At 72.3% G+C, this 12254-nt stretch carries 13 protein-coding genes; 2 read left to right on the forward strand and 11 right to left on the reverse strand.

Translation table 11 applies throughout. The annotated features are described in order from the left end of the window. Positions 1 to 4: 4 nt before the first annotated feature. The 5 genes from IE252_RS23900 to IE252_RS23920 form a co-directional block, all read right to left on the reverse strand. Complete coding sequence (locus tag IE252_RS23900; protein WP_190091526.1) at positions 5 to 2548, reverse strand: ATP-binding protein; 2544 nt, start codon at positions 2546 to 2548, stop codon at positions 5 to 7. A 137-nt stretch (positions 2549 to 2685) separates the two neighbouring features. After that, the gene (locus tag IE252_RS23905; protein ID WP_190091527.1) at positions 2686 to 3417 is read right to left on the reverse strand and encodes an ABC transporter ATP-binding protein; all 732 of its coding nucleotides are present in this window, start codon (positions 3415 to 3417) and stop codon (positions 2686 to 2688) included. A 130-nt stretch (positions 3418 to 3547) separates the two neighbouring features. Then, a complete protein-coding gene (locus IE252_RS23910) occupies positions 3548 to 4333 on the reverse strand; it encodes a DUF3710 domain-containing protein (protein WP_190091528.1) in 786 nt (261 codons plus the stop codon). A gap of 1 nt (position 4334) precedes the next feature. Continuing rightward, a complete protein-coding gene (gene dut, locus IE252_RS23915) occupies positions 4335 to 4850 on the reverse strand; it encodes a dUTP diphosphatase (RefSeq protein ID WP_190091529.1) in 516 nt (171 codons plus the stop codon). After that, a complete protein-coding gene (locus tag IE252_RS23920) occupies positions 4847 to 5431 on the reverse strand; it encodes a PaaI family thioesterase (RefSeq protein WP_190091530.1) in 585 nt (194 codons plus the stop codon). The genes dut and IE252_RS23920 overlap by 4 nt, the downstream gene beginning before the upstream one ends. A 58-nt stretch (positions 5432 to 5489) precedes the next feature. Here IE252_RS23920 and IE252_RS23925 point away from each other — a divergent pair, with 58 nt between their 5' ends. Next, complete coding sequence (locus IE252_RS23925) at positions 5490 to 5993, forward strand: DUF3093 domain-containing protein (protein ID WP_190091531.1); 504 nt, start codon at positions 5490 to 5492, stop codon at positions 5991 to 5993. Here the strand turns inward: IE252_RS23925 and IE252_RS23930 are convergent. The 4 genes from IE252_RS23930 to IE252_RS23945 form a co-directional block, all read right to left on the reverse strand. Then, positions 5990 to 6973 (reverse strand): hypothetical protein, encoded by a 984-nt coding sequence (locus IE252_RS23930; RefSeq protein ID WP_190091532.1) that lies wholly within the window; start codon positions 6971 to 6973, stop codon positions 5990 to 5992. The two genes, IE252_RS23925 and IE252_RS23930, sit on opposite strands and share 4 nt — an antisense overlap. Positions 6974 to 6985: 12 nt before the next feature. Continuing rightward, the gene (locus IE252_RS23935) at positions 6986 to 7282 is read right to left on the reverse strand and encodes a DUF4193 domain-containing protein (protein ID WP_067165176.1); all 297 of its coding nucleotides are present in this window, start codon (positions 7280 to 7282) and stop codon (positions 6986 to 6988) included. 393 nt (positions 7283 to 7675) lie between these two features. Further along, the gene (locus tag IE252_RS23940) at positions 7676 to 8914 is read right to left on the reverse strand and encodes a sensor histidine kinase (RefSeq protein ID WP_190091533.1); all 1239 of its coding nucleotides are present in this window, start codon (positions 8912 to 8914) and stop codon (positions 7676 to 7678) included. A 5-nt stretch (positions 8915 to 8919) separates the two neighbouring features. Continuing rightward, positions 8920 to 9573 carry a response regulator transcription factor gene (locus IE252_RS23945; protein ID WP_190091534.1) on the reverse strand — a complete coding sequence of 218 codons (654 nt, stop codon included), beginning with the start codon at positions 9571 to 9573 and terminating at the stop codon, positions 8920 to 8922. A 391-nt stretch (positions 9574 to 9964) separates the two neighbouring features. Here IE252_RS23945 and IE252_RS23950 point away from each other — a divergent pair, with 391 nt between their 5' ends. Next, positions 9965 to 10138, forward strand: a complete 174-nt coding sequence (locus IE252_RS23950) for a hypothetical protein (RefSeq protein WP_190091535.1) — start codon at positions 9965 to 9967, stop codon at positions 10136 to 10138. Positions 10139 to 10204: 66 nt separating this feature from the next. Here IE252_RS23950 and IE252_RS23955 read toward each other — a convergent pair whose 3' ends face one another. Both IE252_RS23955 and IE252_RS23960 read right to left on the reverse strand, forming a co-directional pair. Beyond that, entirely contained in the window at positions 10205 to 11041 is an 837-nt protein-coding gene (locus IE252_RS23955; RefSeq protein WP_190091536.1) for an inositol monophosphatase family protein, read from the reverse strand. A gap of 9 nt (positions 11042 to 11050) precedes the next feature. Beyond that, positions 11051 to 12202, reverse strand: coding sequence for a ferrochelatase (locus tag IE252_RS23960; RefSeq protein WP_190091537.1), 1152 nt, complete (start codon positions 12200 to 12202; stop codon positions 11051 to 11053). Positions 12203 to 12254: the final 52 nt, after the last annotated feature.

The following is a 12254-nucleotide window of genomic DNA, read 5'->3' on the forward strand; positions in this document are numbered from 1 at the left end:
AGGGTCACGAGGTGACCTGGGCGGAGAGGTCGGCGACGACCGGGCCGGGGCCGGGCACCGCCCTGAGGGTGAGCACCATGGTCATGCCGCCGCCGGGGGTGTCCTCGGCGGTGAGGGTGCCGCCCATCGACTCGACGAATCCCCGGGCGACCGCGAGCCCCAGTCCCACTCCGGCGCCGCGCGGAGCGTCACCGTACCGCTGGAAGGGCTCGAAGATCCGTTCCTTGCTGTCGTCGGGGACGCCGGGGCCGCGGTCGGCCACCCGGACCTCCACGCGGTCGCCGAGCGCGCTGGCGGCCACCAGGACGGGCGCGGCGTCGGGGCTGTACTTGACGGCGTTCTCGACGATGTTGGCGACGGCCCGCTCCAGGAGTCCGGAGTCGACGGCGACCATCGGCAGGCTCTCGGGGATGTCCAGCTCGACGCTGTCCTCGGGGACGCCGCCGAGCGCCATCGGGACCACCTCGTCGAGGTCGATCTCGCGGATGATCGGCCGGACCGTGCCGGTGTTGAGGCGGGACATGTCGAGCAGGTTGCCGACGAGGTGGTCGAGCCGGTCGGCGCCGTCCTCGATGCCCGCCAGGAGCTCGGCCTCGTCGTCCTCGGACCAGTCGACGTCGTCGGAGCGCAGCGAGGTGACGGCGGCCTTGATGGCGGCCAGCGGGGTGCGCAGGTCGTGGCTGACGGCGGCGAGCAGGGCGGTGCGGATGCGGTTGCCCTCGGCGAGCTTGCGGGACTCCTCGGCCTCGTCGACCAGGCGCTGTCGGTCCAGGACCACGGCGGCCTGGGCGGCGAAGGCGCCGAGCACCCGCCTGTCCTCGGCGGGCAGCACCCGGCCGCTCAGCGCCAGCGCCATGTGGTCGCCGACCGGCATGTCGACGTCGGCGTCCTCGGGGCGGGCCACGGGGTGCGGGCCGACGCTGCCCGCGCAGGTCCACGGCTCGACGTCGCCCGCCCGCTCCAGGAGGGCGACGGACTCCATGGCGAAGGTCTCGCGGACCCGCTCCAGGAGCGCGTCGAGCGTGGTCTCGCCGCGCAGCACGCTGCCGGCCAGGAACGAGAGGATCTCGGACTCGGCGCGCAGCCGGGCCGCCTGGTGGGTGCGCCGGGCCGCGAGGTCGACCACGGAGGCCACCGACACCGCCACCAGGAAGAAGATCGCGATGGCGAGGATGTTCTTGGGGTCCGCGATGGTGATCTGGTGGACGGGCGGGGTGAAGTAGTAGTTCAGCAGGAACGAGCCGAACGCGGCGGAGGCGAGCGCCGGCAGGAGCCCGCCGAGCAGCGCGGCCGCGACGGTGAGCGTCAGGAAGAGCAGCATGTCGTTGGCGAGCCCGAGGTCCGCGTCGACGTTGGTCAGCAGCAGCGTGAGCAGTGCCGGTCCCGCCACGCCCGAGAGCCAGCCCCAGATGCTGCGGGCCCGCCCGAGCCGGGCGCCGCGCGCCACCGGGAGGCCGCGCCCCTTGGCGACCTCCTCGTGGGTGACGATGTGGACGTCCAGGTCGGGCCCGGACTCGCGGGCCACGGTGGCGCCGACGCCCGGCCCGAAGACGTACTGCCAGGTCTTGCGGCGGCTGGAGCCGAGGACGATCTGGGTGGCGTTGACGCCCGTGGCGAACTCCAGGAGGGAGGCGGGCACGTCGTCGCCTATGACGTGGTGAAACGTTCCGCCGAGGTCTTCGACCAGGGTGCGCTGGACGGCCAGTTCCTTGGGCGAGGCGGAGGTCAGCCCGTCGCTGCGGGCCACGTACACCGCGAGGATCTCGCTGCCGGAGCCCTTGGCGGCCATCCGGGCCGCGCGCCGGATCAGGGTGCGGCCCTCGGGCCCGCCGGTCAGCCCGACGACGATCCGCTCCCGGGCCTGCCAGGTGGAGCGGATGTTGTGCTCGCCCCGGTACTGCTGGAGGTACTCGTCGACCCGGTCCGCGACCCACAGGAGCGCGAGCTCGCGCAGCGCGGTCAGATTGCCGGGGCGGAAGTAGTTGGACAGGGCCGCGTCGACCTTGTCGGACTTGTAGATGTTGCCGTGCGCCATCCGGCGGCGCAGCGCCTGGGGCGACATGTCGACGAGCTCGATCTGGTCGGCCCGCCGCACCACCTCGTCGGGCACCGTCTCGCGCTGGCGCACGCCGGTTATCGACTCGACGACGTCGCCCAGCGACTCCAGGTGCTGGATGTTGACCGTCGACACCACGTCGATGCCCGCCTGGAGCAGCTCCTCGACGTCCTGCCAGCGCTTGGTGTTGCGCGAGCCGGGCACATTGGTGTGGGCGAGCTCGTCCACCAGGGCGACGGCGGGCCGGCGCTCCAGGACCGCGTCGACGTCCATCTCGGTGAAGGTGGAGCCGCGGTACTCGATCGTGCGCCGCTGGATCTGCTCCAGGCCGTGCAGCATCACCTCGGTGCGCGGGCGCCCGTGGTGCTCCACGAACGCCACCACGCAGTCGGTGCCGCGCTCCACGCGCCGGTGGCCCTCGGACAGCATCGCGTAGGTCTTGCCGACGCCCGGTGCCGAACCGAGGTATATCCGAAGCTTGCCGCGTGCCATGGCCCCATTGTCTTTCAGAGAACTGCCGTCTACGCGCTGCCGACCTTACGGCCCCCGATTCCGGCAAATCGGACCGGGGGTGCGGCTGAGCTGCCGTATTGACGCGATTCTGATACGAGGGGTGGGGCCCGGGGCGGTCAGCCGTGGTCGATGATCCGCCCGTCGCTGAGCTCCAGGACGCGGTCCGCGAGCCCGAGCAGCTGGGTGTCGTGGGTGGCGACCAGGGCGGTGACGCCCTCGCTGCGCACGACCGCCCGCAGCAGCTCCATGACCGCGAGCCCGGTCTCGGCGTCCAGCTGGCCGGTGGGCTCGTCGGCGATCAGGAGCGCGGGCCGGTTGGCGAGCGCGCGGGCGATGGCGACCCGCTGCTGCTGGCCGCCGGAGAGCTCGCCGGGGCGCTGCTGGGCGTGGTCGCCGAGCCCGACCAGGGCGAGCAGCAGCTCCACGCGCGCGTCGCGCTCGCGCGGGTCGGCCTTGCGCAGCCGCATCGGGACGCCGACGTTCTCGGCGGCCGACAGGATCGGGATCAGTCCGAAGGACTGGAAGATGAAGCCGATCCGGTCCCGGCGCAGCGCGAGCAGCCCCTCCTCGCCGAGGTCCGCCAGGTCGGTGGAGTCGACGGTGATCCGGCCGCCGTCGGGCCGGTCGAGCCCGCCGACCAGGTTGAGCAGCGTCGTCTTGCCCGATCCGGAGCGCCCCTTGAGGGCGACGAGCTCGCCGCGCGGCACCTCGAAGGACACCCCGCGCAGCGCGTGGACGGCGGCGGCGCCCTCGCCGTACGAACGGCGCAGGTCCTCGACGCGGACCATCGGCCCGGTGCCCGGCTGCTCGGCGACGGCCGTGCCGCGCCCGCTGGTGCTCTCGCTCATGCCCACTCCCCCGTACGTCTGTTCCCGGCCGCGCCAGTATGTGCAGCAGGCACCCGTCCGGGCAATGCCCGCGAACGCCGGCGGGCCGCACCCCGCGAAGGGGTACGGCCCGCCGAAGGACCGGAAACGGTCAGCGCACCTCGGTGATCTCCGGGCCGCGCTGGAGCTGGCCCATGCCGCCGGAGAAGCGCGAGCCCTCCTGCTCCTCCTGCTGGACGCCGTCGGGCATCATCTGCGCGTCGTCCGGCAGCTTCAGGACGATCGGGTCGCGCGGGGCCATCGGGCCCTCGCCGCGCACCACGACCGTGTCCTGGAAGATCTGCTCGAGGAGCCCCGCGGCCTGCGGCTGCACCGCGCCCTGGCCGGAGATCACACCGCGCAGGAACCAGCGCGGCCCGTCCACGCCCACGAAGCGGACCAGCTGCACCCCGTTCGTACCGTCCGGGAGCTGGACGGGCACCTGGGCCCGCAGCTCCCAGCCGAGCGGACCCTCGACCTCGTCGATGATGCCGCCCTGCTGGGTGATGCCGGAGGCGATCTCCTCGCGGACCTCGCCCCAGATCCCCTCGTTCTTGGGGGCCGCGAAGGCCTGCAGCTGTACGGCGCTGTCGCGCAGCACGACGGTCGCCGCGACGATGGCGTCGCCCGCGACCTCGACCCGCAGCTCCATGCCCTCGACCCCGGGGACGAACAGGCCGCCCAGGTCGACCCGGCCCTCGCCGGCCTCGGAGACCTCGGAGATGTCCCACGGACCGTCCGGCCGGGGCGCCGGCGGCAGGTTCACCCTGCGCGGCGCGTCCGTGTCGGCGGTGTCATCGGCGTAGTCGGTATCTTCGGCATCGATGCCGTCGACGACCTGCTCGGCCTCGCCCGCCGTGTCTTCGGCGGATCCGCTCTTCTTGCGACGTCCGAACACGTCACTGTCCTTCCCGGTCGGATACGACCGAAGCGTATCGATTCCCACCCGTAGTGCCGTCCACGGCGGCATGGCCGCCGGTGGAACCGAAGCCCCCCTCGGCCCGCGCCGAGCCGGGAAGCTCCGCCACCTCGTGGAAGCGCACCTTCTCGACCTGCTGGACGACAAGTTGGGCAATCCGGTCGAATCGCTCGAACCGCACGGTCTCGCGCGGGTCGAGATTGACCACGATCACCTTGATTTCCCCACGGTACCCGGCATCCACCGTCCCCGGGGCATTCACCAGGGCGACACCGCAGCGTGCGGCCAGGCCGGACCGCGGATGCACGAAGGCCGCGTACCCGTCGGGCAGGGCGATACTCACCCCGGTCGGCAGGACGGCCCGCTCCCCCGGAGCGAGCTCGGCGGCCTCGGTGGTGACGAGGTCGGCCCCCGCGTCGCCGGGGTGCCCGTACGCCGGAATCGGCACTTCCGGGTCGACTCGGCGGATGAGGACGTCTACGGGGTTACGGGTCACGGGTTCACCTCGAAGGCGCGGGCGCGCCTGACCTGGTCGGGGTCGGACATGACGGCCTGGATCTCCTGCGGACGGCCGTTCTCGATGAAGTGGTCGACCTTCACCTCGATGAAGAGGGCGTCGGCCCGGACCGCCACCGGCCCGCCGGGGCCGCCTATCCGCCCGGTCGCCGTGGAGTAGATCTTCCGGCCGTCGACGGCGGTGACCTCGGCCTCCAGGAACAGCACGGTGTCCACCGGCACGGGCCGCACGAAGTCGGTCTCCAGCCGGCCGGTCACCGCGATCGTCTGCAGCAGCCAGTTCAGCGAGCCGAGCGTCTCGTCGAGCGCGGTGGCGAGCACCCCGCCGTGCGCGAGACCGGGCGCGCCCTGGTGCGCGGGGCGCACGGTGAACTCGGCGGTGACGGTCACGCCCGCGCCGGCCCGCGCCTCCAGGTGCAGTCCGTGGGGCTGTCCGCCGCCGCAGCCGAAGCAGTGCTCGTAGTGCGCGCCGAGCAGCTCGCCCGGGGCGGGCGCGTCGGGGTGCCGGACCGGCGGCTTGGCGTCGGCCGGGGGCGTCAGGGACGCAGATCTAGCAGTCACAGCCGCTGACCTTACCCGCGGTCCCGGGCGCCGGTCGCGCCGTGCCAAGCTTGCTGTCATGCAGCCGAACGCCCCTCAGTACACCGAACGCCTCACCACCCCCCGCTCGTGGTGGCTGATCGCCGCCCTGGTCGGGGTGGCGTGCGCGCTGATGCTGCTGCCGCTGGGCGGCCTGCCGCTGCTCGCGGGCCTGATCGGCGGGACGGCCGCGGCCGCGGTGGTGGTGAGTTCGTACGGGTCGGTACGGATCCGGGTGGTGGCGGGCACGCTGGTGGCGGGCGACGCCCGGATCCCGGTGACCGCGCTCGGCGAGCCCGAGGTGCTGGACGCGGAGGAGGCCAGGGCCTGGCGCCTCCACAAGGCCGACCCGCGCGCGTTCATGCTGCTGCGCAGCTACATTCCGACGGCGGTGCGGGTGGAGATCACGGACCCGCAGGACCCGACCCCGTACGTCTATCTGTCGACGCGGGACCCGCAGGCCCTCAAGGCGGCACTGGCGAAGACAGCCCCTCCGGCGTCTGAGGAGCGGGGTCCGGGGCAGAGCCCCGCGCCCACGGCCTAACGGCCGAGCTCCTTCGGGATCTCCCCGGGCCGCAGAGGATCGGCGGGCTGCTCCAGGGCCGGGAGCGAGGCCAGCGCGTCCCACGGCACCTGCCGCTTGCGCAGATCGTCGCGGACATGCGCCGCGACCTTCTTCGTATCGCGCCGGTTCATCACCGCGCCCACCGCCGCCCCGACCATGAACGGCGTCAGGTTCGGCAGATTGCGGACCATGCGCTTCATGATCTGCTGGCGCAGTTCGCGCTTCATCTGGCCGCCGAGCGCGGCATTGATGGTCGCCGGTCTGGTCACCTGGACGCCGCGCTCCTCGGTCCAGGACGTCAGATACGCCATGGAGCGCTCTTTCAGATTGCCGGGCGGGCGCATCCCGTAGACCTCGTGGAGCTCGGCGATGAGCTTCAGTTCGATGGCGGCGACGCCGGTGATCTCGGCGGCCAGCTCGGCCGGCATGGCCGGCGGGACGGGAAGCATCGCGGCGGCGCCGATGCCCGCGCCCACCGTGGACGTGGCGTTCGCGGCGCCCGCGATCAGTTTGTCGGCGATTTCCTCCCGGCCCAGGCCCGGGAATTGCCCGCGCAGGGTCGCCAGGTCGCGGACCGGAATGCGCGGGGCGATGTCGATGACGCGGTCGGCGAGGTGCCCGATTCCGGCCCTGGCACTCGCGCCGCTCCAGCGGACGCCCTTCTTGAGCGCGGGGACGCCCTTGGTGGCGGCGGCCCGGCGCAGGGCGTCCAGGCGTCGGGCCCCGGCCGCGGGCCCCGCCTGGTCGTCCAGTACTGCTTCGAGCGAGGCCGGCCGGCCCCGCTCGTCCTCATGCGCACGAGCGGCAGAGCTCACCGCGGGGAGGGCGGAGGGCTCGGCGGGCGCCTGGACGCCCTCTGCCGGGCCTGTGCCGCCCTGTGACACCTCGGGCGTACCCGAGGCACCCTTTCGCCGGAACGGTCGCTTCCGGGGCGGTTCGGCGCCTTCACCGCCTTTCACGGGCGTGCCTGATCAGTCGCAGTCGCGGCAGATCGGCTGGCCGTTCTTCTCCCGGGCCAGCTGGCTGCGGTGGTGCACGAGGAAGCAGCTCATGCAGGTGAACTCGTCGGCCTGCTTGGGCAGGACCCGGACGGCGAGTTCCTCGTTGGAAAGGTCCGCGCCGGGCAGTTCCATGCCCTCCGCGGCCTCGAAGTCGTCGACGTCGACGGCCGAGGCGGACTTGTCGTTCCGCCGGGCCTTCAGTTCTTCAAGACTGTCGGAATCGACGTCGTCATCGGTCTTGCGTGGGGTGTCGTAGTCCGTTGCCATGTCGCTCTCCCCCTCTGGGTGGTTGCGGTGTCTCCAGCGCACGTAACGCGTGAGAGGCCGGACTTGTGCCCGACCCGAGGCGGAGATTTTGCCTCACATCAAGGTCTGTTACTCAATCGACACCCAGCCGCACTCCTCAAGAGTGATCGTCTTGGATGGCGATCGGGACCGTACACGGTCCGAATGTCGCACTTCACGGGCGTCACCCCGTGTACTTCCCGTGATCTCACCCCCCGGAAACCCGGACTTTTCCCGGTTTTCCGGGGGAAGCCTTGATCACGGAGAGTAGATGGCCGGAATTTTGCCCCTGTGATTGATCACACACGGATATCTTCGGAACAGGTCCCGAAAATTCCGCTCAAAGCGAACTTCTCGACGGCATCGAAAAGCATCTCAGACGGGCAGGGTGACACGCATCACGAGGCCGCCTCCCTCACGAGGCTCCGCGATGATACGGCCTCCGTGGGCCCGCGCGACGGATCGGGCGATGGACAGGCCGAGGCCGACGCCCTTGTCGCTGCCGGTCCGCTCGGTCCGCAGCCGCCGGAACGGCTCGAAGAGGTTGTCGATCTCGTACGCGGGAACCACCGGCCCCGTGTTCGAGACCACCAGGACCGCGTGGCCGTCCTTGAGCTCGGTGGTCACCGAGACCCAGCCGTCCTGCGGCACGTTGTAGCGCACGGCGTTCTGCACCAGGTTCAGGGCGATCCGCTCGAGCAGCACGCCGTTGCCCTGGACCACCGCGAGCGCCCGCTCGCCGCGGATCTCCACGCTCTTGGCCTGGGCCTCGCCGCGGGCCTGGTCGATGGCGCGGGAGGCGACCTCGGCCAGGTCGACCGGCTTGCGGTCGACGATCTCGTTCTCGCTCCGGGCGAGCAGCAGCAGGCCCTCGACCAGCTGCTCGCTGCGCTCGTTGGTGGCGAGCAGCGTCTTGCCCAGCTGATGGAGCTCCACGGGTGCCCCGGGATCGGAGAGGTGGACCTCCAGGAGCGTGCGGTTGATCGCCAGCGGGGTCCTCAGCTCGTGCGAGGCGTTGGCGACGAACCGCTGCTGGGCGGTGAAGGCCCGCTCCAGGCGGTCCAGCATGTCGTCGAAGGTGTCCGCGAGCTCCTTGAGCTCGTCGTCCGGGCCGTCCAGCTCGATCCGCCGGGTCAGGTCGGTCCCGGCCACCCGGCGGGCGGTGCGGGTGATCCGGCCCAGCGGCGACAGGACGCGGCCCGCCATCGCGTAGCCGAAGGCGAAGGCGATGACGCTCAGGCCGACCAGCGCCATCAGCGAGCGGGTCAGCAGGCTGTCCAGGGCGTGCTGGCGCTGCTGGGCCATGCACCGGCTGATCGCGTCGTTGAACTCCTGGGCGTTGCCCGTGGCCGGGACCTGGCAGCTGCCGCTGGACACCGTCACGTTCTGCCCGCTGAGGATCTTGAAGGGGGCGTTGCCCGAGTGCAGGGCCGTCGCCGCCAGCAGGTAGATGATCGAGAGCAACAGGATGCCCGCGATCATGAACATGCCGCCGTAGAGCAGGGTCAGCCTTATGCGGATGGTCGGGCGCACCCAGGGGAACGGTGGCTCGGCCCCCCGGGGGTCCCAGGTGGGCTTCGGTGGCGCCGCCGGTGGCGCCGGGGTCGTGGCCATCGCGGTCAGATCCGGTATCCCGAGCCGGGCACGGTGACGATGACGGGCGGCTCGCCGAGCTTGCGGCGCAGCGTCATGACCGTCACGCGGACCACGTTGGTGAACGGGTCCGTGTTCTCGTCCCAGGCCTTCTCCAGGAGCTGCTCGGCCGAGACGACCGCGCCCTCGCTGCGCATCAGCACCTCCAGGACCGCGAACTCCTTCGGCGCCAGCTGGATCTCCCTGCCGTCGCGGAAGATCTCGCGCCGGTTGGGGTCGAGCTTGATGCCCGCGCGCTCCAGGATGGGCGGCAGCGGCACCGTGGTGCGCCGGCCCAGGGCCCGCACCCGGGCGGTCAGCTCGCTGAAGGCGAACGGCTTGGGCAGATAGTCGTCGGCGCCGATCTCCAGGCCCTCCACCCGGTCGCTGACGTCGCCGGAGGCGGTCAGCATCAGGACCCGGGTGGGCATCCCCAGCTCGACGATCTTGCGGCAGACGTCGTCGCCGTGCACCAGCGGGAGGTCCCGGTCGAGCACGACCACGTCGTAGTCATTGACCCCGATGCGCTCCAGGGCGGCCGCGCCGTCGTACACGACGTCGACGGCCATCGCCTCCCGGCGCAGTCCGGTGGCCACCGCATCGGCGAGCAGCTGCTCGTCCTCGACGACGAGTACGCGCACGGCGCATTTCCTTCCTGTGAGCCCTGACGGGCCGGTGGTGCCCCGTGGGCGCCTGTGGGCCCCGCGCGGGCGTTCCTGAGCCCGTACGGGCGGTTCTGTGGGCACTGAAGCAGTGACTGTGTGCTTCCATCCTGCCCCTTACGGCCATAAACCGGCGGTAAGACGGTGCCACCGCCCGGCCGCCGCCCGACCTGCGGCTTCCCGGATCGTCCGGGAATTGCGGGGATTGCCGCGCGAGTTGAGGTTTCTCGTACACCGGGCCGGGGGAGGACGACTGCACACCCGCGATCACGCCCTGTATGTGGCATGCCACATACGGGTTGCCCGTGATCGTGACCCCGTCGGCACACCCCCGTGCCACCGCCACCGACCCACGACGAGGGGGCGCACCATGGACGCATTCACCGCAGGACTGCTGCAGCGCATCAAAGCCACGGAGACGGACCTCACGCGGGCTCGCGAGAACGGCGACGACTTCCTCGCGGAGGTCGAGCAGGCCGAGCTCGACGATCTCCATCGCCTCGCCGCCGAACACGGCGTCGAGGTGGCGGCCGCGGCACACTGACGCGCCGCGGGAGACCCCCGGCACCGCGGGACGGTGCCGGGGGTCTCCGCTGTCCGGGGACAGGCCCTAGTCGTGCCAGGCGCCGTGCTCCTCCAGGAGCGTCTGGAGCGGGCCGAAGAGCTCCGGGGTCGCCGCGATCGTCAGCTCCCGGGAGGGCGGGTCGCCCGCGCGCCCGCCGGTCAGGGCGCCCGCCTCGCGCGCGATGAGGTCGCCCGCCGCCAGGTCCCAGGGGTTCAGCCCGCGCTCGTAGTACGCGTCGAGCCGCCCGGCCGCCACGTCGCACAGGTCGATCGCGGCCGAGCCGCCGCGCCGGATGTCCCGGAACTTCGGGATCAGCCGCTGGACGACGGACGCCTGGTGGGCGCGGACCGACTGGACGTAGGCGAAGCCGGTGCCGAGCAGGGACTGCTCCAGCGGGGCGGCCGGGCGGCAGCGCAGCCGCCGCTCGCCGAGGAACGCGCCGCCGCCGAGCACCGCGTGGTACGTCTCGCCGCGCATCGGGGCCTCGACCACGCCCGCGACCCGCACGCCGTCGCGCTCGGCGGCGATGGAGACGGCCCAAGTGGGCAGTCCGTACAGGTAGTTGACGGTGCCGTCGAGCGGGTCGATGACCCAGCGGACGCCGCTGGTGCCCTCGCTGGAGGCGCCCTCCTCGCCGAGGAAGCCGTCGGCGGGGCGGTGCTCGGAGAGGAAGCCGGTGATCAGCTTCTCGGCGGCGATGTCCATCTCGGTGACGACGTCGATGGAGCTCGTCTTGGTGGCGGCGACGCCCAGGTCGTCCGGGCGCCCGTCCCGCAGCAGCGCCCCGGCCCGGCGGGCGGCCTCCAGGGCGAGCCTGAGCAGCTCCCTGTTCTCGGCGCTCCCGGCGTTGTCGGCGTCCTGGTCGGTGTGGTGCGCGGTCATCGTCGCTCCTTACGCGTACGGGCTGTCGGCGCCGGCCGCGGCGGGCCGGGGGGCGCGGGCCGGGCAGCAGCCGACCGGGCAGAGGTCGTGCGAGGGGCCGAGCGCGCCCAGGGCGCAGCGCTCGACGCGCTGTCCGCGCTCGGTGGCGGCCCGCTCCAGGACGAGCTCGCGCACGGCGGCGGCGAACCGGGGGTCCGCGCCGACCGTGGCCGAGCGCGCGGCCGGCAGACCGAGCTCGGCGGCCTTGGCGGTGGCCTCCGTGTCCAGGTCGTACAGGACCTCCATGTGGTCCGAGACGAAGCCGATGGGCACCATCACGACCGCGGGCACGCCCTTGCCGTGCAGGGTCTCCAGGTGGTCGCAGATGTCCGGCTCCAGCCAGGGGATGTGCGGGGCGCCGGAGCGGGACTGGTAGACGAGCTCCCAGGGCCGCTCGACGCCGGTCTCCTCGCGCACCGCGTCGGCGATCAGCCGGGCCACGTCCAGGTGCTCGCGCACATAGGCGCCGCCCCGGCCGTGCTCCTCGGCCGGGCCCGAGGTGTCGGCCGAGGCGTCCGGGATCGAGTGCGTGGTGAACGCGAGGTGGGCGCCGGCGCGGACCTCCTCGGGGAGCCCGTCCAGCGAGGCGAGGACGCCGTCGATCATCGGGCGCACGAAGCCGGGGTGGTTGAAGTAGTGCCGCAGCTTGTCCACCCGCGGCGGCTCGACGCCCTCCGCCTCCAGGGCGGCCAGCGCGTCCGCCAGGTTCTCCCGGTACTGGCGGCAGCCCGAGTACGACGCGTAGGCGCTGGTGGTGAGCACGAGGATGCGGCGGTGGCCCGCCCGGGCCATCTCGCGCAGGGTGTCCGTCAGGTACGGCGCCCAGTTCCGGTTGCCCCAGTGGACCGGGAGGTCCAGGCTGTTCTGCGCGAAGTCCTCGCGCAGCGCGTCCAGCAGGGCGCGGTTCTGGTCGTTGATGGGGCTGACCCCGCCGAACAGGAAGTAGTGCTGCCCCACCTCCTTGAGCCGCTCCTTGGGGATGCCCCGGCCGCGCGTCACGTTCTCCAGGAACGGGACCACGTCGTCGGGGCCCTCGGGGCCGCCGAAGGAGAGCAGCAGCAGGGCGTCGTACGGAGCCGCGTCGCCGGCCGCTCCAGGAGCTTGATCGCGCAGATCGGACATGACATCGATCCTGCCATCCGCCACTGACAACCGGGCCACCGGGAATCCCGGA

Origin of the sequence: Streptomyces melanogenes (assembly GCF_014649795.1) — a bacterium.
Classification (GTDB): domain Bacteria; phylum Actinomycetota; class Actinomycetes; order Streptomycetales; family Streptomycetaceae; genus Streptomyces; species Streptomyces noboritoensis.